Genomic DNA, 23,042 nt, shown 5'->3' with positions numbered 1-23,042 from the left:
AAGCTGCTTTTCAAGTCACAAAAGCTGCTTTTCAAGTCACAAAAGCTGCTTTTCATGTCGCAAAAGCTGCTTTTCATGTCACAAAAGCTGCTTTTCATGTCGCAAAAGCTGCTTTTCATGTCACAAAAGTAATAGCGGTTTGGAATTACCTAATTAGCTAGACTTACAGCCTTTTTCATTTATTTAAACCATAATGCCTTGTAGAGGCGCACAGTTGTCATTGGTGTCAACTTAACGTAAAAGCCAAGTCTGATAGGCATTTCAAAATTTTTCGAGCTACCACCTAGATGTTCGATCCCCCCTAACCCCCCAAGGATCGGCTACAGTGTACACACAAGTCTGATTCGGTTTTATCCTAATACACTTGGGATTAGCGAGAAAGCCCTCATGTAGAGACGCGATTTATCGCGTCTGATAGACCAACACGTTCACAAGACGCGATAAATCGCCGTCTCTACAGAGAATGTACTCGTCAATTATTCCTTGACAGTCACGGGTAAGACCTATCATTCGTCATCTGTATCCTGGGTGAGATTTTTGATTACTGAATCGATGCTCTAGCTATGCGCCCCTACAGCCTGATATTAGTCCTAAGCAAAAATCTGGTAAAGTGTCGTACCCTCAGGAATAACACACCCTACCAGATTAGAGCTAATATGATTCAGTTTTCGACCTGATTTGAGGCTCCCAGGCCAAGAAATTAAACCAATCTCAAATCAGAATAATTTGCCAATACATCATCCGATGTCAGAGTATCGCCTTGAGCTTGGGGAGTCCAAAGAACTTCAATTGCTAGAAGTCTATCACTGGGGATACTACCAATTTGGCGCAGGGCTTGACGCAAATCATCACCGCTGTTAATTTTTGGGACTTCAGATTTACCTAGTGTCGCCGCTAATAAGGTGACGATAATGTATTCGCCAGGGCCTTCGGTAATTAGACGAGTGGGGTTGTCGATTTCATCAGCACTTGGTAAAGCTTCTTTGGCGAGGGCTGCTCTGAGTTGGTTGTTGACGTTAGTCAGAGTTTCTTCGCTAAACTTGCTGCGTTCTGCTAATGATAAGCGGTTGAACTGAGCTTCAGCTGAATTTAATCTGGCTTGTTGAGTATCACCACCTGCATATACCCAATACTCTGGATGGCGGAGTAAAGCTAAACTCGCTTCTTGCAGTACTTCTGCTCTCCCCTCTGGGGAGTTGGTATCAGCAGTTTCAGCAATGTGATTAAGTTCATTTTGCAAATCACGAGCTTGAGCTAATAAACCGACTTGCAAACGAGTCACGGAAACTGGAGAGTTGGTGCTGTAATCAGCTTCTTGTGTTTCACCGCTAGCAGCGCGGCGGAAACTTTGTAATAAGAAATTACCGATGGCCAAAAAAATTAAAATCCCAAATAGACCACCAAATCCGCCTCCAATTCCCCAAAAAGGAATTAAGAAGGGAAAACCAAAACCGCCACCAGGATAATATCCGCCACCGGGGTAATATCCGCCTCCGCCTGGAGGTGCATAGGTACGCGGTGTGTAGGTACGGCTAGAAGGTACTCTAAATGAGCCACCGCCAATTCGTCCGCCACTAGCAGCTAAGGCTCCATCAGCGTGACTGAGAGCCAATGTTAATACCAGGCTGAGGGCTAAGAAAGTTTTTAGTAGAGGTTTGATGATTTGTTGTAGTTTTTTACGCATAATACAATCGCTTCAAAAACGGAATTTTTTATGATTTTCCCTAGTTCTTGGGATTCTTGTGGTGTGTCACTAACGCCAGCCCGTAACAACCTCTGCTGTTTGTAGCATTTAGTTTTATCAGCTACATATTCACTTTACCGCGTCCGATCTTGGGTAGACAGCGATCGCAGGGGGGATTTCTCTACAGGGGAACCGTACCTAAAGACATGTTCGTTATTAGAGAAATTGGCGATCGAGTATTTAGCAATCCTATTTGAGTTGTGAAAAATATCAGTCGTGGGTGTTGACTATTGACTATCAACAGTTTGTACCAAAATTTAACAAATCATTTAGGATTCCTATTGTTGCTATGTCTTCGACTAGCACTTTCTGACTACAGTTTTGAATTATACAGATGATTTGAACTTTTAGTAATTATTTTGACTGATTTTTTTAATACTTCGTGCTAATTATTTTATTCAATCTAGAAAATTTTGTAATAAATTACACACCAATACTATAAAAATCTCTTCAACGCACTCTCTACTCTCTATTTACCAAATAAGAGACATTTCGGCATTCTGGCACAACTTTCAAGACTATTTTAGATATTCTGTTGAACGTAGCTAAATTGGAAAATTTTCGTAACAGTTGCTCCTCAAGGGATTTAGCTGCAAGTGATAGCTCCATATTTTATTGTTTACGAACGACACAAATTCTCAATTCCTGAGAAATTTACCAGCCAAAATCAAATAGACACAAATCAAAACTAATATTACTGGCTAATGTTGTGAAATCAGCTTAGAATTTATCTACTGCATTCCCAGGAAAAACAAACAATAATTATTGTGCCTTTCAAAATCATCTCAATTGTAAATAAATACAAAAAATATTTAAAAATCTAGTTCTCAAGTTGATTATGGAACATATTTCTCAACTCACAGCCAAAATTAGAGACGAAACTGCACATCCGGATATTCTGGTTATATCCCGAATCTTCTTACCGAAACAAGCTGTCATTGGGGAATATATCTACAATCGCTGTCTGCAAGATCCAGAACGAGTGATTGTGTTGGCGGCTGGTTGTTCGGGAGATAAAGTCTTTGACCAAAATCAACAGTTTCCTATATATCGCTGGTCTTATCCTAAATACTGGCGTCGTGGCTTTTTAGCAAGTGTTCTCAAGCCTTTGGTGAATATTGTCTGCTCGTTTGTGCTAGCAATTAGACTTTATTTTCGCTACCACTACCGTTATATTGAGTGGGGCCACGGCTATGACTTCCCTTCACTGTTGCTATTGAGCTATTTTTTACCGATTCGCTTTTTTATCTATTTGCATGGTGACGATCTTCTGGTTCCGTTACATAATCCGGTGTGGCGATCGCTGTTTAAATTAACACTTCATAGAGCTGAAGGCATTGTTTGTAACAGTTCTTATACACAAAAGTATCTCAGAACTGCTTTGCGATTAGATACCCCAACCCATGTAATCAACCCAGTAATTAGACCAGAAAAATTTGGCAATGCGACAAGTTCAGCTAGTCTCGATGATTTACGTGTGCGTGTGCGTCAAAGCTACAACATTCCGGAAACAGCAATAGTTATTCTCTCGGTAGGAAGGTTAGTAAAAGATAAAAGCTTCGACCGCGTGATTGATAACATTCCACTATTGCTGACTTTTGGCGTAGATGTCCACTACATAATTTGCGGTCAAGGCCCTTGTGAGTTGCAACTCAAATCTCTCGCACATCGCTTGCGGGTAGATAAACGAGTACACTTTGCTGGTTATGTACCAGAGAACGAATTAGCCGGTTATTATGCAGCCTGTGACATATTTGCCATGCTGAGTTTATTAGATACAAAACCTAATAATCTAGAAGGTTTTGGTATGGTTTATTTAGAAGCAAGTTATTTCGGTAAACCTGTAATTGCTCCTCGTTTCGGTAGTGTTTTAGACACAGTTCAACATGAGGAAAATGGCATACTCGTGAATCCCAATTCTGGTTATGAGGTTTTTCAAGCTTTTAATCGGTTGTGCAAAGACCAGCAGCTACGCGAACAGCTTGGTCGCAAAGGTAAAGAATTAGCTAATCGTAGAACCCTTCACCGTTCGTTGTACAAATAAGAAGCCAAAAACACGATTTTGTGAAATGAACATTCAGTAGGGGCGTACAGCTGTACGCCCCTACAATCATTTAGATGTTGTTAGATGTTGCAAAAAATTTTGTCTACAACACATATTTCCGGAAATCTACAAGATTGCAGTGTAGAATCTCGCTTGTGATTCGATTAATCTGCAATGAAAAATATCTTATCTACCATATCGCAATTTGTCCGACGGACTCAGCCAAAGCGATTTCTCATTTGCACAGTTATTGGATGTCTTGTTGTATTGAGTGCGATGAACTTTGGGCGAATGTACGTTCAGGCTCAACCAGCTGCCACCCTATCTGAACGCCCAGCAACGTTGACAGTGAAAACGTCAAATTTCCAGCGACACTTTCAAGAATTTGGGCGTGAAGGTTCAATTTTGATTTACGACTCTCAAAACAAGCGGACTTATGAACATAATCCTCAACGTAATGCAACTGCCATCCCTCCAGCTTCCACATTCAAAATTTTTAACTCCCTGGTGGCGCTAGAAACAGGTGTAATTCCTGATGATGTCGCGGTTCTGACTTGGGATGGAATTGGGCGAGAAATTGATGTTTGGAATCATGATACAAATTTGCGTCAAGCTTTTAAGGATTCAACTGTTTGGTTCTATCAGGTATTGGCACGTAGGGCTGGATATGAAAAGATGCAGCAATTTATTAACAAAGTAGGCTACGGTAATCGTCAGATTGGCACCGCCGCAGACATCGATCGCTTTTGGTTACAAGGGCCATTGCAAATTACACCCAAAGAACAAGTTAAGTTTTTGCAACAGTTGTATCAAGGCGATTTGCCTTTCTCCCAACGAACAATAAATCTTGTTAAAGACATCGCAATCCGCGAACAAACTCCAGACTACACATTGCGGGGAAAAACAGGATGGTTAATAACGAGTAAGAAACCTGATATTGGTTGGTTCGTGGGTTATTTAGAGCAAAACAAAAACGTCTACTTCTTCGCAACAACCCTTGATATGTATAAACCAGAAGATGCACCCGCCCGCATCGAGATTACACGACGCAGCCTCAAGGATCTGGGTTTACTGGCTAAAACTAATTAACCACCACCAACAATAGTAACCACTTCTAAGCGATCGCCGGATTGCACTTTTGTTTCTGGCCAAAACTGGCGGTGTAGAATTTCGCCGTTATACTCCACCGCCACCAAGCGAGGATTGAAACCCAACTGTTGCAGTAAATCAGGTAAAAGAGTTTCAGACAAACAGCTACGGCTTTCACCATTTATCTGAATCGTAATCTCATTAGACATAAATTGGGGAATGGGGACTGGGGGAATAACTAAAACTAATAACAAATGACTAATGACCAATGACTAATTACTAATGACTTCTGGTTTAATGCGATTGAGTTGGGAAAGCAAATATTGGGTTACTAGGGTAGGCTGTTCAGCTTGCATGAGCGATCGCACTACTGCTATACGTTCAGCACCTGCATCGATGACATCATTAATATTATTTGCATCTATTCCCCCAATAGCAAACCAGGGAATTGAACAATTTTTCGCAGCATAGCTGACATATTCTAAGCCTGCTGCTGCCTTACCTACTTTCGTGGGAGTTTCATAAACTGGCCCCACGCCAATGTAATCTACACCTTCAGTAATTGCACGTTGCATTTCTTCTTGATTTGTGGTAGACAGACCTATTAAACGCTGGGAACCGAGTAGTTGCCGAGCCACGCTGATGGACATATCTTGTTGTCCGAGATGCACTCCATCAGCATCCACGGCTAAAGCTAAATCTACGCGATCATTAACGATAAACAAAGCACCGTAAATGTGGCATAACTGCCGCAGTTTCCTGGCTTGTTCTAAACGCAAAGAATCATTAGCGGTTTTCTCTCGGTACTGTAGGAGGGTTAATCCACCTTTGAGTGCAGCCTCCACAGTGCTTAATAAAGTTTCACTAGGGGAAGTAACAAGATACAAACGCGATCGCCATAACAATTGATGGCGCTGATAACCCATTAAATTACTTTCTAGGGTATATACTTGATAGCGCATTTGCTTACAAGCTTTAGCCATAGTTGGGTGATAAAGCTTGCCATATTCTTCCAGCACTCGCAATGCTTCTTCTATCCGACAAAAGTTAGCCTGCAACACCGATTTTATACTAGCTCGTTCTTCCTCCTGAGGATGGGTTAACTCAGTCCCAGGATCGCTTGGTGTATCTCGCGCCGCCCGCAATTCCGGGGTATGCCACTTGGCCACTTCTTGCCGCAAGCGCTTACATTCAAGAGCTAACTGGGCATTATTCAACCCAAAGCGACACCATTCCTCAATTATTCGCAAGCCTTCACGAGCGCGGTCTAAATTGGCGTCTAAAATGCGGTAAACAACTTGCTGTATTTGCTGTTTTTGGCTGTATGGCTCGACCATTACCACAACCCCGTTAGTACTTTCATCGAAATGGGAATTATCATATGTCCTAGTAACCATAAGTTAATTAATTTACTTTTTTTGACTCAATTTTGACTAAATATACGCAAAAAACGAGGGAATAAGAGTTATGTTAAATTATCCCATGTTCCTATATGCTGCGATCGCGGTAGTTTGAGGCTACAGTTTAGCACTAAGGTTAGTCAAGTATTTTACGGTAGACTACAAGCTTATAAAGAACTGGGAAAAGCAGATACAACACAAAATCCCCACTCAGCAAAAGCAAAGTTATACTATTTTGAATTTTGGACTTCGGCGTGACCGCTACTCCAAGAAAGCTCAGTACGAGTTAGTCTAACGATTTTGGATGATCCAAGAGTTAGTAAATAGCTTTTTAACAATCGATATATAGATTTTTAACTATAGGAATCCGGTTTGATTTCTGAAAAAATCCGTAGACTTCTAATCCCCTTCTTGACTATTGCCTGTTCCCTGCCTCTACGAGTAATTTCCAAAATCAAATACTAGTCCTATAGTCTGAGTTCTTGGCAACTTTTGGCGATCCTGGTTGGGGTATCTTACACAAATGTGCAGTCATTGAACCTATTAGAAAAGCCAGGGAAGCATAGGAACACTAAGAGCAGGGAGCAGGAGGATAGACAAAAATCACACATGTCCAGTTCCCAGTTTTTTATCTATGACTCTGTATTAAATATCGCCAATTAGTGAATGTATGAGTAATATTATCGGCATAATACTCTTTAAGAGTATCAAAATTTATTGTTATTTCTAAAAGGCTGTGTTAAATATGATTCTACATCGTGTGTTTTCTAAGTACCGTACAGTAGATGTTATGTCTGCAAAGCAGAGATTTATGGAATCAATAACTATTTCAATCTGCCAAAAAACAGTATTATTTTTTACTATATTTCTAGGGTCGATGGGTATGGCGTTCCTGGGTACAAGCGTCGATAGTGCGATCGCTCAGATGCCATCAACACCAGACTCCGCACCTGTGAGTGAAAAAACAAATTCTCAAGCGAACGTGTTGTTTGTTAATCCCAATGCTGGAGACGACAGTGCAGGTAATGGCAGCGAATCCGCTCCTGTAAAAACAATTACCCAAGCGCTGCGATTAGCTAATCCCAACACAGTCATTATGCTCTCCACGGGTACTTACAGTGCCGAGACAGGAGAGGTATTTCCTTTAATGCTCAAACCGAGTGTTTCCATTCAAGGCAACCCCAGCGATCGAGGCAAGGATATCATTATTCAGGGAGGCGGTGATTACCTAAGTCGCAGTTTTGGCGGTCAAAATGTGACAATTATTGGGGCAAATCAAGCAGTGCTGACTGGGGTGACGGTGACGAACTCAAAACGCCGTGGTTATGGTTTGTGGATTGAATCTAGCAATCCGGTAGTTGTGGAAAATAGCTTTATTGGTAATATGCAAGATGGGATTTCCGTCAGTGGTAATGCTGCACCCACCATTAGCAAAAATTACTTCGATGGCAATGGCGCTAATGGCATCACAATTGCTGGTAACTCCAGCCCTCAAGTGAAGGAAAATGTCTTTCACGAAACCGGTTTTGGGATTAATATTGCCCAAAATGCCGCGCCTACGGTTATAGGGAATCAAATTCAAAATAATAGAGCCGGAATTGTAGTCCAAGCAAACGCTCGTCCGATTTTACGGAATAATATTATTCAAGGTAATAAAGAAGATGGTTTAGTAGCGATCGCCCAAGCAATGCCAGATTTAGGTAACGCATCCGAACCTGGGGGTAATGAATTTCAAAATAATGGCCGCTACGACATTAACGCCAGCGCTGCTAAACAGGTGATTTCTGCTGCTGGTAATAACTTGTTGAGCGATCGCATCACTGGTAACGTAGATCTCAACGGTACAACAGCACTAGCAACCGAAAATTCTCAACCCGCCCCTGTGCCCAACAATGTGGCACAAGAAATACCAGCGTCCAGGGAAATCACTTTTTCGGCTCCTGGAATGTCGGAAACCACCAACACCCAAACCAACAACAGTATTTCAGCAGATAATCTTATTCCTGCACAATTAAACAGTCAACTACTGCCATTGCGACCAGCGAGTCTACCGCTTTCGCCACCCAGACCCAATCAACAACCTACATCTCAAGTCCCTGGATTTCCTACTCCTAGCAGCTTGCCAGCTAGACAAATATCAACTAGCACTCAAGTTGCAACTTCCACACCAACACAACCGCCTCAGACACCACAGTTGAATTATGTGCAGATCGATCCCAACACGATTGAATTTACTGCTCCTCAGCATTCATCGAGTTCTGTAGCACAGCCAGCAGTTACCAGCACGGGTAATCAAACACAGCAGTCATTACCAATACTAGAATCTACTGGTTTGGGCAATGAAGCACTTTTGCCAGTTGCCAATAATACTAGTAATATGCCGAAAGTACCAACTACAAATTCTACAAATATCTCCTACAGGGCAGATTCCGGGACACAGTACGGTATACGTTATCGTGTAGTGGTGACATTAGTAACAGATAAAGATCGAGATTTAGTGCGATCGCTTGCTCCTGGTGCCTTTCCCACAGTTTGGCAAGGTCAAAAAGTGATGCAAGCAGGAGTATTTGACAGTGAATATAACGCTAAAGAAATGCTCAAAACACTTTCTAGTAAAGGCTTGAGAGTCATTATGGAACCGTTGAATTGATTGGGAAATTGGGCATTAGTTATTGGGATTTGCCATCGCCCCTAATCCTTGGAGTATTGCTTTTTGAGTCTCAGCAATCTCCATAACCCCAGCAAACTGCCGAATTAAACAGTCTATGAGATATTCGATGACAACTGGCTGTTGGGTATATTTGCCAGCTCTCTGCTCGATTAAGCTGCGCCAAGTCAGCGATTCGAGGCACTCCAACAGGCTAGCGTGTGAAATTGCAGGCACGATGTCTGCTTGTAATTCGGCAATTGTCATCCATTCTTGATTAATCGCCAACCAATACATGATGGTCTGCTCCATAGATGATAAGCGCTCAAATTGCCGATCTAACAATCGACGGATGCCATTAAATACAAGTGTCTCTTCTTGCAAAAATGTGCCAATTTCCCCATCGAATAGACTCTGAATCGAGGTGGCAACCATTTTCAATGCCAGCGGATTGCAACCATAAACTTCACACAGCTGGCGTTTTTGTGCATTGGTTCCCACTAATCCGTTAGACTCAATTAATGCCAGCGATCCTTCCCAGGAACCTTTCAAACAAAGCGATCGCACCGATCCATTCCCACCTTCCAAGATTGCGACTTCCGCAGATTTCTCCCTACTGGTCAGTAGAATACAACTCTGATGGCTCGATTCTCCCAGCAACTGAAACAATTCACCATAGTTGGTGAAATCTGGTTGGTAGTATCCTGCACAATCACCTGCTTTTAAGATTGTGTCTTGATTATCCAAAATCACCAGACAGCGATGAGTCCGCAGCCAGTACAGCAAGCGTTCTGTTTTTGCCTGGGTATCTTGCCCCTTGGAAAGAAAAGGCACGAGTTCAGACAACAAAGTATCTAAAGTAGGGGCGTTACGGAGCGATCGCCATAAGACAAATTCAAATTGTTTTTGTAATAATTGAGAGACTTTGGCGGCTAAGGCACTTTTACCAATACCGCCCATTCCCACTAGCGCAATCAGTCGGCAGCGATCTTGAATTATCCACTGAGTTAGTTTTTCAATCTCTTCGACACGACCGCAGAAAGTAGAAACATCCATCGCCTCGCCCCAATCTATTGAACTTGGGATTTGAAGTTGGGGATTGGAGATTGGGGCATGATATTGGGTGAGAATGCCGTGTAGATTTTTTTTATTAACTTTGTGACCCAGTGCATCACTCAGGATCAGCCAGAATTTGGGGCCAATATCTCGCTGTAAATAGTTGATGGAATAACCCGAACGCTCGGAGATGCGATCATAGGTCAAGCTATTCCAAGCACCGAATAAAAGGGCAATTTCCACCTCGGTTAGGGGTCTAGCGATTTTCTTATTGACAGCATGGTTGGCGATCGCCAGTGCCTGTTCAAATTCCATAGGTTTCCAGCTTTAGCAAAATATTAATCTTAGAAATTACGTAGTGTATAAATTAACAAAAAGATCTAAATCCGTAGTTTGCGTATGTTCCTAAGGCGTTCAAGATGAACATATCCTTGACACATCTAAGACGATTGCCAAAGCCAATTTTGGAATTTTTTGAGTTATGGCAGTTACCAAGTAGGTTAGCGACTTCCAATTAAAAAACGTGAATTCGGCAGACCTCACCCACCCAGCCTCCCTCTCCTGCTAGGAGAGGGAGGAGTAAGGAAAAATTAGGCTTTTTGCTCCCCTCTCCTTGAAGGAGAGGGGCTGGGGGTGAGGTCAAAATCCTATACATCGAATTCACGTTAAAAAAATATTCCATCCCTGCGGGACGCTACGCGAACGCATTTAGGGCAGGGGGGAGGAACAGTCGCCTTGAGTCCAGAAAATAGATATGAATCAAACCATACTTTCCATACCTAAACTCCATACTTTTCTGTAAAGACAGCACCACAGAGCTTTGATAGATTTCTAGACAGTTCAAGGAATTGAGAGTTTGATCGTGAATCCTGTTTCTTGCTCCACGCATTTGCTCATCCAAATGTTGGCTGTTCCGGTTGCGTGGTGAAAAATTTATCAATTGCGATCGCCACTCTTTCAAAGGAGGCAAAGACTAAAAATGGTTTGGTTTACAGTCAGATGCTCTTATGCAGATTGGCAGCGGGATTACAAGCGAAGCCATGCTGTCCACAGCCATCCTGCACAGGCCAATTTTATTACAGATGCGAAGAATGATGCAGTTAACGAACTGCACGCTTCAGGTCAACCGAGATTTGCCCATGTCACAAGCCACCAAATTGGTACTTCTGGACTTCGGGTTAATCTCCCAAACGATCCCGGAGATAACTATCGGCAGATTTAAAACAAGACAAAGCAAGTAAATTTTAGGAGGAAAACATAATGGACAACGCTAATCTTTTCAGCCAGACCTACAATCAGATTATTAAGGGAGTATTAGGTGATGGACAGCATTATTTTCAGATGCTTGGTCAGCCTAAAGGTTTCTACTGGAATGTAGCTCCTACCGGACAAATTGACCCACGAGCTTATCAGATCATGAGTGGGATGCCTTTATGGTCTCCTGTTGGTGATTTTGCTTATGCTGATGCTGCTTTTGTGCAGGCATACCGCAGCGTTCTCTCCCATGTTACTTTTAAACTTACTCCGGATCAGCAGCAAGACTTCATTGATTTGAACAATCAGTTAACGACGGCAAATAACGCTGTAACCAACGCCCAGTCTAACATGAATCAGGCTTATCTAACTGCAAAACAAAATGGAGGTCTTGTCTTTGAAGCAAAGTATCCGACGATAAATGATTGGATAACTTCAGATGTAGGAGTAGCTTTCCAAAAGGCTGTTGACAATGCTGTCGCTAACAAAAGCCAGGTGCAGGATTTAATTTTACAACTTCAAAAGGCAAGTATGCCACCAACTTTACAAAATGCGATCGATGCCATTAAGCTTCCAGATGGCGATCCTGCATCTTCTACCGCTCCACGAGGTTGGACTAAAGTTCCTGATGGTTCTGGTATTCTTCGGTGGCAACCCGATTGGAAAATCGAGACAAGTGGTCGTGACTGGCGAGCAGAGTTAACACGAGGCAGCCAAGGTAGCTTTAGTGTAGACCTTGACGCTTCAGATAGTACTAACAATCTTCAAAACTCATGGGCTAGTGGTACTGCTGGTTATGACACCTTCTTCTGGGGGGTTGATGGTTCAGGTGGCTGGTCAAAGATGGATCTTACAGAATCCGACAAAAACGTAAAAGCTACGATTTCTGTGCAATCCTCTACTGCTGTCGAGGTCACTCCTGGTGATTGGTATGATGGTGGCTTTATGAAAGAGTTAGCCCTGGGTGGGGGGCAAGGCTATACAATAAATGCTCCCTGGAAGGCAACAGGTGGAGATCATGGCTTGTTTGGGAAAGGGGGTCTTCTCTCAACGAGAGTCAGCTCTTTAGTAGTCGTTTACAAGCCCAAATTTTCCATCACCATGAGCAACTCAACTTACAATAAAAACGTTCAAAAGTTTAATGCAAGTGCTGGATTCCGTATTGGCCCATTTCAGTTTGGCGGTTCGGGTGGACATGAAAGTGAATACACTCACAGCACAAGCGGTGGCACTACATTTACTGGTGAATCGACTTCTGATTACCCAGTCATTATTGGCGTTACTGTTGCCTTCCCTGGAGTTGATGCACCTTAATTAAAAAGGCAAAATAATCAAGGTCGGCTTATTTATAACTAGCTAAGTTTGGTAGGAGAGTTAATTAAGAGTTAATCTCCTACCAAACTTAGTATTATAAGGAATCAGATTATTATGAACACATCGCCAGCTTTAGCCAAAATTAAAGAAGCAATACTCAATGCAGTAAAACAAATATCCGAGCTTCCCATAACTGCTTCTAATTTCCAACCGCTAAATCCAACGATAGATTGGGACTGGAACCCCGTAATAACAGGCACTACATCCAAGGAACAATACGAGTTCTGTGACCACATGCCCCAATCGTGCAAACCTGGTGTTCAATTTTCTGCTAGCGCAAAAAGTTTTAGTGAGAACTATCAATCTTTTATATATGCCCTTGCTCCAAGTTTTCAACCAGAGGAAACTCTTAAAGAAATTAAGTTAAAACTGCAACCACCGCCAGGTAATCCTGCCGATACTATTTATGTACCTGATGGGTGGACTAAAGTTACAGATGGTGCTGGTATCTTGAGATGGAGACCAGACTGGAGCATATCAGCAAATCCACGTGACTGGGTTAAAAGAATCGAAGCAAATAGTGATAAGAGTGTAACAATTGATTTAACTTCTTTAGTTTCAGATGAGAGCAATAGTAATAACGAACAATTATTAAAATATCAAAGTGTTAACGGTCAATGGTATTCTCTCTCGATCCAACCTGGTGAAGTTCAGTCCATCTTAATTTACGCAGAGGCTTTGGGGAGAATTGCGATTCAACCAGGTGCTTGGTACAACAGCGCAATATTAGGACTTGGAAAAAACGGGCCATTTATCAGTAACTATCAATCGACAACATTTTTTAGTGATAGCGGTTTACTTAGATGTAGAATATCTGAGTTTGTTGTAGCTTATAAACCAAAATTGACAATACATATTAGCAATAGCCTTATTGAAAGGTATAAGGAGCTATTGAGTGCTATTAAGTTACAAGTAGCTGGTTTTATATTTCCAAAATCAGATATCAACTTTGAGCCGATGGATGATGTGAATAGGCATTCAGGAGATCCAATTTCTACCGTTCCTCAAATCATTGGAGTCTTCATTGAATCCTTCCATACTTGCGATCCAATAAATCCTCCTGTTTTGTCTCAAGACATCAAATTCGGTGATAAATTCTATTTAAGGAACAAAAATGGAGAATATATCATAGGTGCAGATCTATCTTGGGGTGCAAATGGAAGGCAATATTATCCAAGGTTAGGAAATACTGGCAAAGTCGCTTTAGAATTTAAGGGAGGAATAGCTAATGTAGAGACTAGTACGATCATCCAAATCAAATCTACTGAAGAATTTGTTGGTAAATATAATGTCTTAGGTGCTTGGACAACACCAAACTGCTATTACTATTCCACAGAAACCACCTATCAGCAGCAAAATTGGCAAATTACAAAGAATAATTCCAATGATGCTCAAATAAGATATGGCGATGCTGTTTACCTTAGTAATGTATTTTATAAAAATCAAAAGCTTGTTAGTAATGGTCTGTATTTAACCACAAAGAAAGATGCTGATGAGTGGTGGATTATTGAAAAACCTTGACATAATAATTAATTGCGATATCGCTCGTTTAATTAAACAAGCGATCGCTTTCCCAAAGTAGCAAAGGGATCGCAGTTTAGGCATAACTATGCAGCAAAGCTTTGGGAGTTTACATTTGTATCAGATTTTTCGTGAAATGGCATAAGAGGAGAGGGAGGAGTAAGGAAAAATTAGGCTTTTTGCTCCCCTCTCCTTGAAGGGGGGTGAGGTCAAAATCCTGTACATCGAATTCACGTCAGTTTATTATCTAAACGAGTCGCTTGCTCTAGGGCAGCTTTTTCTTTGGCTCGGCGGGCATAGGGTTGTAGTTGGACGCGATCGCAACCTGTTAAAATACTCAAGTTTTCTAAGCTAATTCCCCGCATTAACATTTCTACTCGCCAGGTTTGTTGTGCTTGGGCGATGACTGGGGGTTGTCCTTGGGGAGTTAATAATCCCTGACTCCATATTTGCCAACGTGTGTGAAGCTCTGATTCAGAAATTGGTTTGCCTGTTTCATTGACAAACATGGCTGTTTGATTATCTTTACGGCTTTTCACCCATTTAATTAGAGGATTATTAGTGTAAGAGCCATAGCGTTTGCCTAAAATCCACTGATTGACAGGTACTTGCCGGACAAATCCGGGAATTGTAATTTGCAGCAAGTGTCCTTGAGTATCGTAGATCTGGTGCGATCGCTCCAAGTTAATTATTTCTGAAGCGGATAACCCAGCAGCAAATAACACATAAGCCAAGGCGTAATCTCGTAGTCCCAAGTTTTTGGCTTGTTGCAGAATTGCGTGAACCAAATTAGCAGGCAAATCAGCTATTTCTGTGGGCGTTACGCTTCCTTGTAAACAGTTACTAGCTGATTCCGCTGTGGATGACATAGCCCCGTGTAAAAATAACTCTACCAAATTCTCCAGAAAATCATCCCGATCTTCCCAAAGTTCATGAAATTCACTAGTAAATTCAATTACGGCATATCCCAAAATCATCCCATTGAGCAAACTGGCTAATTTCTCTGCGGGTAGATACGTATTTAAGTGTCCTTGGTCGATTATAGTAGCTAAGTACTGTGCCACATAACGGTTTGCCTCTGTTACCCCCCTACCTAAAGCGCGGCGATTTTCTGCCGGGAATTGGTCGGCTTCTCCGACCACAGAGCGTACAAACTCTGGCACTCGTTCTAAGGCGTGTAAGCTGTCACTTGCATAATCTTTTAGAGCTTGGTAGACATTACCAGGAGGAGTTGCCCGTCGCACCAGCGACTCACCTAAATTTTTGAAGGCTGCGGACTCTTCCAGCACAGCTAAAAGTAGTCCATGTTTATTACCAAAATTCCGAAATAGAGTCACTTCATTGACTTCAGCTTTTTCAGCTATTTGGCGAGTTGTGGTAGCACTAACTCCGTGAGCAGTAAATAACTCAAGTGCAGCTTGGATCAGGCGTTGACGAGTTGAAATAAGTTGAGACGACATATAAAAATGCAAGTGATACTTGCAACAAAATAAGAGTACTGCTAGGATAAAAAATGTAAGCGATACTTGCTTGACTCTACTGTAACGAACTAGTGTAGAGATTGGGGAAATCCCTTGGGGGATGGCATCCGAGAAAAGGCAAATCGCTTGCTCGTCCATCAACAGGAATTTTTATGACCGCAAATTTTGGAGCGCTCGGCAAAGGCATCATCCCTGAGAAAGGAAATGCACCCCAACTCAGTTGGACTAATGTAGTATTTTTCACTACATTTCATGTCTTAGCACTTTTGGCTCCTTGGTTTTTTTCTTGGTCGGCATTAGGTTTACTGGTGTTTCTCCATTGGTTATTCGGGAGTATTGGTATTTGCTTGGGATATCACCGACTACTGAGCCATCGGAGTTTCCAAGTTCCCAAGTGGTTAGAATATGCGATCGCCTTAATTGGAGCGCTGGCTTTGCAAGGGGGGCCAATTTTTTGGGTGGGTGGACACCGCCAGCATCACGCCCACACCGAAGATATCAACCTAGACCCCTACTCTGCTCAACGAGGATTTTGGTGGAGTCATATGCTGTGGATTTTCTACCCGCGTCCAGAGTTTTTTGACTATGACACCTATCAAAAATATGCCCCCGATCTAGCAAGACAACCATTCTATCGCTGGTTAGATCGCTATTTCTTACTGTTGCAAATTCCCTTCGGACTACTGCTGTATGCCTTAGGAGGATGGTCTTTTGTCTTCTATGGAATGTTTGTTAGATGCGTTTTGCTTTGGCACTCAACTTGGTTCGTGAACTCTGCATCACACCTGTGGGGTTATCGCACTTTTGATGCCAATGATGGCGCTCGTAATCTGTGGTGGGTATCCCTGGTCACCTATGGAGAGGGATGGCACAACAATCATCATACTTATCCGCATATGGCGAAATCTGGTTTATCTTGGTGGGAAATTGATATAACCTGGTGGAGTATCCAAATTTTGCAGACTTTAGGTTTAGCTAAAAAGGTTGTCTCCCATCCTCCTCAAAGCGCAACTCGCGGCTAAATCGTAACTGAAATTATCATCAATTTGTGATGCCGACGGCGCGAACGCTAGTCGGCTTACTCAGCTTTTGCACATTTATTAAGACTCCATCTCAGCCAATTCTAACCAGCGTTCAGTCGCGACATCGATCGCTTGCTTGAGGGATTCGACTTCCTCATACAGTTTCTGCACTTGGCTATAGTTACCCGGTGGAACATTTGCGAGTGTTTTCTCCGCTTCTGCCTTATCAGCTTCTAACTGGGCAATTTTCCCTTCTAACTGGTCAAATTCTTTTTTCTCCCAATTGGATAATCTCCGCCGCTTTTGATTCTCCATATTTTTGGCTGAAGATGCACCATTTTGGGGTTCGACATTTTTCGGCTTTTCTTTAGTATTAGCAGCTTGTTGCTGTGCTACTTCTTCAGCCTTCTTATAGTCTAAATAAACTGAGTAATTGCCTGGATATTGCCGCAGATTACCGCCTTCTTCAAAGGAAAAGATTGTGTCGATGGTGCGGTCAAGAAAGTAGCGATCGTGAGAAACTACAATTACACACCCGACAAAATCTTCTAGATAATCTTCTAGTACTGCCAATGTCTGGACATCTAAATCATTTGTCGGTTCATCTAAAATCAAAACATTCGGCGCACTCATGAGAACGCGCAACAGAAATAAACGACGTTTTTCGCCACCAGAAAGTTTATGAATTGGGGCATATTGTTGATTGCCAGGAAACAGAAATCGCTCCAACATTTGGGAAGCAGTAATTTGAGTTCCGTCAGTTATTTTGACAAACTCTCCTTCTTCTTTGATGTAGTCAATCACGCGCTGATTTTCGTTTAATGCTGACAGCAATTCTTCAGAATGCTGGTCAAAATAACCAATGTGAATTGTAGTCCCAATTTCTGCAATGCCAGAATCAGGCTGAATTCGTCCAGTAATAATATCCATTAAAGTGGATTTACCCGCACCGTTAGCGCCAATGATGCCGATGCGGTCTTCTGGGCTAAATTCGTAGCTAAAATCTTTAATCAGGGTGCGTCCGTTATAAGCTTTAGAAACGTTATTTAATTCAATAACCTTTTTGCCAATACGACGACCAACTGTAGAGATATCGACTTTACCCTGAACTTGTTTAAACTCAGTATCCCGCAAAGCGTGAGCGCGGTCAATTCTAGCTTTTTGTTTGGTACTTCTGGCTTTCGGCCCTTTTTTGAGCCATTCCAACTCGCGCCGTAAGAGTCCTTGATGTTTGCGTTGACTGCTAACAGCAGATTCTTCAGCTAAAGCTTTCTTTTCCAGGTAGTATGAATAGTTACCTGTATAAGTGTAAATGTCGCCTCGGTCAATTTCGATGATACGATTGGTAACGCGATCCAAAAAATAGCGATCGTGGGTGATCAGAAAAAGTGCGCCGCGATAGCGATTTAAATAACTTTGTAACCATTCTACAGAAAGAGCATCGAGATGGTTTGTTGGCTCATCCATGAGCAAAACATCTGGTTCTGCTAGTAAGGCTGTTGCTAGCGCAATACGTTTGCGATAGCCTCCAGATAAAGTGCTGATTTGAGCGTCAAAGTTAGAAATTCCTAATTTGGTGAGGATGATTTTAGCATTGGTTTCTAGTTCCCAAGCATTAGTTGTATCCATCCGTTGCATCACCACAGAAAGGCGTGACATCAGTTGACTATCATCTGGATAGTGAGCCAATTTATCAGAAAGTTCCTCGTATTCACGCACTAAAGTCATGTGTTCGCCGCTGTCGGCGAAAATTTGCTCTAAAACTGTGCGATTGTCATCTAAATCTGGCTGCTGAGGTAAGTAGATGATTTTAGAACCAGAGTTGATTAAAATTTGGCCGCTATCGGTGGGTTCTAAGCCAGCAATCATTTTTAGTAGGGTTGATTTGCCTGAACCGTTAGTACCAATTAAGCCGACTTTATCGGTGGCATCGAGGCTAAAGCTGGCATCTTTTAAAATTTCTTTTATGCCAAAGTCTTTTTGGACTGATTGGAGGGTAATGATACTCATAGGATTTAAGAATATAGAGTTTTTTTTATTTCACGCAAAGGCAAGGCAGCGCGTTGAGCGGGTCTCCCGACTTGAAGCGACTGCCGCGCAAAGGCGCAAAGGAAGAGAAGGAAGAAGGTAAGGAGATGCCTTACCTATTGATGAATTTTAGACGAATAAGTCCAAGGGAAGATGTCCATACATTTCGTTGATTCCGTCTTCGTTGAAAGATTGGCATGAGACTAAGACGCCACGGTGATGTCCTGGATATGAATCGAGATAACACAAGCCGTTTTTGCCATTTAATTTGATATAAACTGGGCCTTCTGGTGTGGGTAAATTGTTTGGGGGTTCATAACCAAAGGCCAGGGAATAGGTTTTCATCGCTAATATTCCTTCTTCTGCTGTATCTGCACAAATTCCTAAGATTTCATAGTCAGCAAGGCTAGCCATTAAAATTAAGGCATTACGAGTTGCAGTTTTTTCTGCTGGCTTGAGGACAGGCGGGATATCTAGACAGTTGAATTTATTCAGGATTTTTTTCGCTTCTTCGGGAGTGAGATGATGATTAGGGGTTGCCATAAACTTGGTTTATTATCCTAATTAGTTTGTCTTTGGTTTTTGAACGGGGACTAGCCCAAGTCATACTATTTTGGATTTTAGATTTTAAATCTTGAATTGGGAATCGTCCATGTGTTGTAAAATTTCTCCAAGGTCAGAGCAAATTTGATAATTTTGCTGCTTGTTATCTAATTTACAATTCCTTTTACGGTTTATCTTGAACGTTTCCCAAGTTGAAAATGAAGGGTACACTGCTTTTTGAATCTCCACCCATAACCAGGACTTTTGGCATTTGAGCGCCGCCAGTTTTCCAAGCTTCAATTGCTTCTTTTTGCAGCACTAATTGTCCTCCTTGGGCTTTTAGTGTCTCTGCTAGGAGTCTTTGAGCTTCTGCTTTACCTTTAGCGCGATTCACTTCTGCTTGCGCTTCTTGTTCGGCTTCCCGCGCTATATAAACAGCTCTTTGGGCGCGTTGTTCTGCAATTTGTTTTTCTTCAACTGCTTTGGCAAATTCTGGTGAGAATGTCAAGTCTACTACGCTAGTATCTAAGACAATAATTCCATATTTTTCTAAGCGATCGCCTAATGCATTATCAAAGTCTTCTTTCAATTCACTTCTTTTGGTAATTGCTTCTTCTACTGTTCTTCTTGCTGCTGCAATTTTAAATGCTTCTTGGGTTTGGGGGGCAATTATTTTTGATACTATATTCTCTAAAGATCCTTGTTTTCTTCTCACCTCAACTACCTGTATCGGATCGAGACGAAAGTTAATCGCAAATCTCGCAGATAAGTTTTGCAAATCCTTCGTAGAACTTTCGGCGGGCACTTCAAATTTTTGCACCGTCAAATCATACACATCTATTACGGAAATAAAAGGTGGTTTGATGTGGATACCTTCTAATAAAGCGCCATCTCTAGCTTTACCCAAAATGCTAATGACTCCTGCTTGTCCTGGGTTGATAATGATAAAAGAATTTAGTCCAACAATCACTAATATTGCTAACACAATTCCCAACGCTGTGCTTTGCCAATTGCCAAATTGTTGATTTTTCAATTTTCTTTCTCCATGTGAGTGATGAGTGTTGATTAGAGACGCGATGAATCGCGTCTGTACAATAGTTAGGAGTTCAGAGTTAGGAGTTCAAAGTTAGGAGTTAAGAATAAACAATTATCTTCCCATTTCCCCATCCCAACATCTCCCCGTGTCCTGATTTCCTCATTCTTCAGATTCAGGATTCAAAACTTGATTACGTGGTAATATCAATTGCACGCAAATGCAAAAAGCCGTGGCTACCGTACTAAAATCTCATCAAGTATCAAGAAGGCATAAACATTCAACGCATCCCCTCCAGCGTTTGTTTGACTATGGACATCAGTATCGTAAACAAATTTGGCTAGCGACTACTTATTCTATCCTCAATAAATTTTTTGATTTGGCACCACCTGGCTTAATTGGTGTTGCAGTAGATGTGGTAGTCAAACAACAGGATTCCATAATTGCACAGTTAGGGGTACGCGATGTCTTTCGACAATTTTTAATTATTTCTTTCCTCACTGTCATCATTTGGATTCTAGAATCTGTTTTTGAGTATGCCTACGCTCGCCTTTGGCGTAATTTAGCACAGAATATTCAGCATAACCTACGTTTGGATGCATATAAACATTTGCAAGAGCTAGAATTAGCTTATTTTGAAGAACGCAGCACTGGTGGTTTAATGTCCGTCCTCAGTGACGATATTAACCAATTAGAGCGATTTTTGGATGTGGGAGCAAATGATATCATTCAAGTTGCCACAACTGTGCTAATTATTGGCGGTGCTTTCTTTATATTGGCTCCTAGTGTAGCGTGGATGGCTCTATCGCCGATGCCATTTATTCTCTGGGGTTCGTTTGCTTATCAACGACTACTTGCACCTCGCTATTCTGAGGTGCGGGAAAAGGTAGGTTTCCTCAACTCACGTTTGGCAAATAATATCAGCGGTATTACTACTATTAAAAGTTTTACTGCTGAAGTTTATGAAGCCTATCGTTTGGAAATAGATAGTGAAGCTTATCGTCGCAGTAATGCCAAAGCAATTGCCCTTTCTGCGGCTTTTGTACCGTTAATTCGGATGTTAATTTTGGTGGGTTTTACGGCGTTATTGTTATATGGCGGGATGGCGGCGGTTTCTGGAAAAATGTCTGTTGGCACTTACAGCGTATTGGTGTTTTTAATCCAGCGTTTGCTGTGGCCTTTAACAAGATTAGGCGAAACTTTTGACCAATATCAACGGGCAATGGCTTCTACTACTCGAGTGATGAATTTATTAGATACTCCTATCGCTATTCATACAGGAAATGTCGCGTTACCTGTGGATGAAGTACGAGGAGAAGTACAATTTAAAAATGTCTATTTTGCCTATAAAGATAGATTTCCAGTGATTAAAAATCTGTCTTTGGATATTCCCGCCGGCAAAACTATTGCAATTGTAGGTTCTACGGGTTCTGGGAAAAGCACTTTAGTCAAACTTTTGTTGCGATTGTATGAAGTGCAAACAGGAAGCATTACTGTTGATGGTATTGATTTGCAAAGTTTGAATTTGCAAGATTTACGCCGTTGCATTGGTTTGGTGAGTCAAGATGTGTTTCTATTTCATGGCACTGTAGCAGAGAATATTGCTTATGGTAGCTTTAATGCCAAAGAGCAAGACATTATCACGGCTGCGAAGATAGCTGAGGCGCACGAATTTATTATTAACTTGCCCGAAGGTTATGAGACAATTGTGGGGGAAAGAGGACAAAAGTTATCTGGTGGACAAAGACAACGGATTGCGATCGCCCGTGCAGTCTTGAAGAATCCCCCCATTTTGATTTTAGATGAGGCGACCTCAGCGGTGGATAATGAGACAGAAGCCGCTATCCAGCGATCGCTAGAACGGATTACAGTAGATAGAACTACAATTGCGATCGCTCATCGTCTCTCCACCATCCGCAATGCCGATTGCATTTATGTCATGGAACATGGGAAATTAGTAGAATCAGGAACCCATGAAGAATTACTAGAGCAAAATGGTATCTATTCCAGCCTCTGGCGCGTACAAAGTGGCTTGAGATAAATCTCACCCATTCTTAATTACGAATTACGAATTACGAACTACGAATTATTTATGATGTTTGGTAGCAGTCAGCCGGAAACAGGAGATAACAAGTGGCGTCGCCAGTTGGATAAGTTTGTCAAAGCAAATCAGCAAGAATTGGCGGCGTTATTTTGGGGATTATGGTTAGTAAATGGGGACAGTCAGGGTACTGTTGGTATTGATTTGCAACCAAAGCCGCATTTTGTTTATTGTCCGCAAGAGCAGATAGAAAAATTAAATGATAAAGTTGAAAATCGGCTGCAAGAAATTTTGGGAATTGTTGAGAATCATAAGCCAGAAGTGGAAGTTGTGATGATTGGTATCGGTAAGGGTGAAATTAAGTTAATTCAGTTTGCACCAGAACCAGCACCACCGATTTGTTTTGAGCAAGCTGGTAAAGATGTGGATGGGTTATTGGAATTGTTGGAACAACGGATGAGTGAGGAGATTGTTTTTTAACGCAGAGGAACGCTGAGGAAAACGCAAAGGAACAGAGAGAAAAGGCTGGGCTTCTTCTGCATTTAGGAGTCAAAGCTGATTTTTAGCATCGCTCATCATTCTACAATTTGAGTGGGGCGATCGCCTGCATCGGAGCAAGCTAATTGTACTCTAGCGATCGCAATTATATTCATCTCTCAACTCTCACAGGCGATCGCTTGCGAACAAAGGGTCAACGTCGAGCCTCAGAAGGTCAACGTCGAGCCTCAGAAGGTCAACGTCGAGCCTCAGAAGGTCAACGTCGAG

The 23,042-nt window shown here is 41.9% G+C and carries 17 protein-coding genes; 9 read left to right on the top strand and 8 right to left on the bottom strand.

Features of this window, described 5'->3' with window-relative positions; translation table 11 throughout:
• Positions 1–700 precede the first annotated feature (700 nt).
• Complete coding sequence (locus ACM0OY_RS33435) at positions 701–1,684, bottom strand: DUF1517 domain-containing protein (RefSeq protein WP_414573065.1); 984 nt, start codon at positions 1,682–1,684, stop codon at positions 701–703.
• Between the two features lie 898 nt (positions 1,685–2,582).
• On the opposite strand from ACM0OY_RS33435, the gene ACM0OY_RS33430 reads away from it, so the two are divergent.
• Entirely contained in the window at positions 2,583–3,788 is a 1,206-nt protein-coding gene (locus ACM0OY_RS33430) for a glycosyltransferase family 4 protein (protein WP_414573064.1), read from the top strand.
• A gap of 276 nt (positions 3,789–4,064) precedes the next feature.
• Positions 4,065–4,877: a class D beta-lactamase gene (blaOXA, locus tag ACM0OY_RS33425; RefSeq protein ID WP_414573066.1), complete on the top strand. Its 813-nt coding sequence runs from the start codon at positions 4,065–4,067 to the stop codon at positions 4,875–4,877.
• Here blaOXA and thiS read toward each other — a convergent pair.
• A complete protein-coding gene (thiS, locus tag ACM0OY_RS33420) occupies positions 4,874–5,086 on the bottom strand; it encodes a sulfur carrier protein ThiS (RefSeq protein WP_414573063.1) in 213 nt (70 codons plus the stop codon). The two genes, blaOXA and thiS, sit on opposite strands and share 4 nt — an antisense overlap.
• A 63-nt stretch (positions 5,087–5,149) precedes the next feature.
• A complete protein-coding gene (locus ACM0OY_RS33415) occupies positions 5,150–6,274 on the bottom strand; it encodes a thiamine phosphate synthase (protein WP_414573062.1) in 1,125 nt (374 codons plus the stop codon).
• Between the two features lie 748 nt (positions 6,275–7,022).
• Here ACM0OY_RS33415 and ACM0OY_RS33410 point away from each other — a divergent pair.
• Positions 7,023–8,927 carry a DUF1565 domain-containing protein gene (locus tag ACM0OY_RS33410; protein ID WP_414573061.1) on the top strand — a complete coding sequence of 635 codons (1,905 nt, stop codon included), beginning with the start codon at positions 7,023–7,025 and terminating at the stop codon, positions 8,925–8,927.
• 15 nt (positions 8,928–8,942) lie between these two features.
• Here ACM0OY_RS33410 and ACM0OY_RS33405 read toward each other — a convergent pair whose 3' ends face one another.
• Positions 8,943–10,295, bottom strand: coding sequence for an NB-ARC domain-containing protein (locus ACM0OY_RS33405; RefSeq protein ID WP_414573060.1), 1,353 nt, complete (start codon positions 10,293–10,295; stop codon positions 8,943–8,945).
• 664 nt (positions 10,296–10,959) lie between these two features.
• On the opposite strand from ACM0OY_RS33405, the gene ACM0OY_RS33400 reads away from it, so the two are divergent.
• From ACM0OY_RS33400 to ACM0OY_RS33390, 3 genes are all read left to right on the top strand, one after another.
• A complete protein-coding gene (locus ACM0OY_RS33400) occupies positions 10,960–11,202 on the top strand; it encodes a hypothetical protein (RefSeq protein WP_414573059.1) in 243 nt (80 codons plus the stop codon).
• Between the two features lie 38 nt (positions 11,203–11,240).
• Positions 11,241–12,548, top strand: coding sequence for a hypothetical protein (locus ACM0OY_RS33395; protein WP_414573058.1), 1,308 nt, complete (start codon positions 11,241–11,243; stop codon positions 12,546–12,548).
• A 114-nt stretch (positions 12,549–12,662) separates the two neighbouring features.
• Positions 12,663–14,129, top strand: coding sequence for a hypothetical protein (locus ACM0OY_RS33390; RefSeq protein WP_414573057.1), 1,467 nt, complete (start codon positions 12,663–12,665; stop codon positions 14,127–14,129).
• Between the two features lie 230 nt (positions 14,130–14,359).
• Here the strand turns inward: ACM0OY_RS33390 and ACM0OY_RS33385 are convergent, their stop codons facing one another.
• The gene (locus tag ACM0OY_RS33385) at positions 14,360–15,589 is read right to left on the bottom strand and encodes a TetR family transcriptional regulator (RefSeq protein WP_414573056.1); all 1,230 of its coding nucleotides are present in this window, start codon (positions 15,587–15,589) and stop codon (positions 14,360–14,362) included.
• A 173-nt stretch (positions 15,590–15,762) separates the two neighbouring features.
• Here ACM0OY_RS33385 and ACM0OY_RS33380 point away from each other — a divergent pair, with 173 nt between their 5' ends.
• Entirely contained in the window at positions 15,763–16,632 is an 870-nt protein-coding gene (locus ACM0OY_RS33380) for an acyl-CoA desaturase (RefSeq protein WP_414573055.1), read from the top strand.
• Positions 16,633–16,710: 78 nt separating this feature from the next.
• On the opposite strand, the gene ACM0OY_RS33375 is transcribed toward ACM0OY_RS33380, so the two are convergent.
• The 3 genes from ACM0OY_RS33375 to ACM0OY_RS33365 form a co-directional block, all read right to left on the bottom strand.
• The gene (locus ACM0OY_RS33375; RefSeq protein WP_414573054.1) at positions 16,711–18,642 is read right to left on the bottom strand and encodes an ABC-F family ATP-binding cassette domain-containing protein; all 1,932 of its coding nucleotides are present in this window, start codon (positions 18,640–18,642) and stop codon (positions 16,711–16,713) included.
• A gap of 147 nt (positions 18,643–18,789) precedes the next feature.
• The gene (locus ACM0OY_RS33370) at positions 18,790–19,203 is read right to left on the bottom strand and encodes a DUF1824 family protein (RefSeq protein WP_414573053.1); all 414 of its coding nucleotides are present in this window, start codon (positions 19,201–19,203) and stop codon (positions 18,790–18,792) included.
• 184 nt (positions 19,204–19,387) lie between these two features.
• Positions 19,388–20,236, bottom strand: a complete 849-nt coding sequence (locus tag ACM0OY_RS33365; protein ID WP_414573052.1) for a prohibitin family protein — start codon at positions 20,234–20,236, stop codon at positions 19,388–19,390.
• A gap of 220 nt (positions 20,237–20,456) precedes the next feature.
• Between ACM0OY_RS33365 and ACM0OY_RS33360 the strand changes: the two genes are divergently transcribed.
• Positions 20,457–22,277 (top strand): ABC transporter ATP-binding protein, encoded by a 1,821-nt coding sequence (locus ACM0OY_RS33360; protein ID WP_414573051.1) that lies wholly within the window; start codon positions 20,457–20,459, stop codon positions 22,275–22,277.
• Positions 22,278–22,328: 51 nt separating this feature from the next.
• Positions 22,329–22,757, top strand: coding sequence for a hypothetical protein (locus tag ACM0OY_RS33355; protein ID WP_414573050.1), 429 nt, complete (start codon positions 22,329–22,331; stop codon positions 22,755–22,757).
• The last annotated feature ends 285 nt before the right edge of the window (positions 22,758–23,042 follow it).

Source organism: Nostoc sp. CCY 9925, from assembly GCF_963920935.1.
GTDB lineage: Bacteria > Cyanobacteriota > Cyanobacteriia > Cyanobacteriales > Nostocaceae > Nostoc.
Note: the sequence above shows the minus strand (reverse complement) of the source record. Positions and strands in the feature narration are given on the sequence as shown.

Coding starts and splice junctions, on each gene's coding strand:
- ACM0OY_RS33435 (WP_414573065.1), bottom strand. CDS start 1,684: ATGCGTAAAAAACTACAACAAATCATCAAACCTCTACTAAAAACTTTC.
- ACM0OY_RS33430 (WP_414573064.1), top strand. CDS start 2,583: ATGGAACATATTTCTCAACTCACAGCCAAAATTAGAGACGAAACTGCA.
- blaOXA (WP_414573066.1), top strand. CDS start 4,065: ATGAACTTTGGGCGAATGTACGTTCAGGCTCAACCAGCTGCCACCCTA.
- thiS (WP_414573063.1), bottom strand. CDS start 5,086: ATGTCTAATGAGATTACGATTCAGATAAATGGTGAAAGCCGTAGCTGT.
- ACM0OY_RS33415 (WP_414573062.1), bottom strand. CDS start 6,274: ATGGTTACTAGGACATATGATAATTCCCATTTCGATGAAAGTACTAAC.
- ACM0OY_RS33410 (WP_414573061.1), top strand. CDS start 7,023: ATGATTCTACATCGTGTGTTTTCTAAGTACCGTACAGTAGATGTTATG.
- ACM0OY_RS33405 (WP_414573060.1), bottom strand. CDS start 10,295: ATGGAATTTGAACAGGCACTGGCGATCGCCAACCATGCTGTCAATAAG.
- ACM0OY_RS33400 (WP_414573059.1), top strand. CDS start 10,960: ATGGTTTGGTTTACAGTCAGATGCTCTTATGCAGATTGGCAGCGGGAT.
- ACM0OY_RS33395 (WP_414573058.1), top strand. CDS start 11,241: ATGGACAACGCTAATCTTTTCAGCCAGACCTACAATCAGATTATTAAG.
- ACM0OY_RS33390 (WP_414573057.1), top strand. CDS start 12,663: ATGAACACATCGCCAGCTTTAGCCAAAATTAAAGAAGCAATACTCAAT.
- ACM0OY_RS33385 (WP_414573056.1), bottom strand. CDS start 15,589: ATGTCGTCTCAACTTATTTCAACTCGTCAACGCCTGATCCAAGCTGCA.
- ACM0OY_RS33380 (WP_414573055.1), top strand. CDS start 15,763: ATGACCGCAAATTTTGGAGCGCTCGGCAAAGGCATCATCCCTGAGAAA.
- ACM0OY_RS33375 (WP_414573054.1), bottom strand. CDS start 18,642: ATGAGTATCATTACCCTCCAATCAGTCCAAAAAGACTTTGGCATAAAA.
- ACM0OY_RS33370 (WP_414573053.1), bottom strand. CDS start 19,203: ATGGCAACCCCTAATCATCATCTCACTCCCGAAGAAGCGAAAAAAATC.
- ACM0OY_RS33360 (WP_414573051.1), top strand. CDS start 20,457: ATGCAAAAAGCCGTGGCTACCGTACTAAAATCTCATCAAGTATCAAGA.
- ACM0OY_RS33355 (WP_414573050.1), top strand. CDS start 22,329: ATGATGTTTGGTAGCAGTCAGCCGGAAACAGGAGATAACAAGTGGCGT.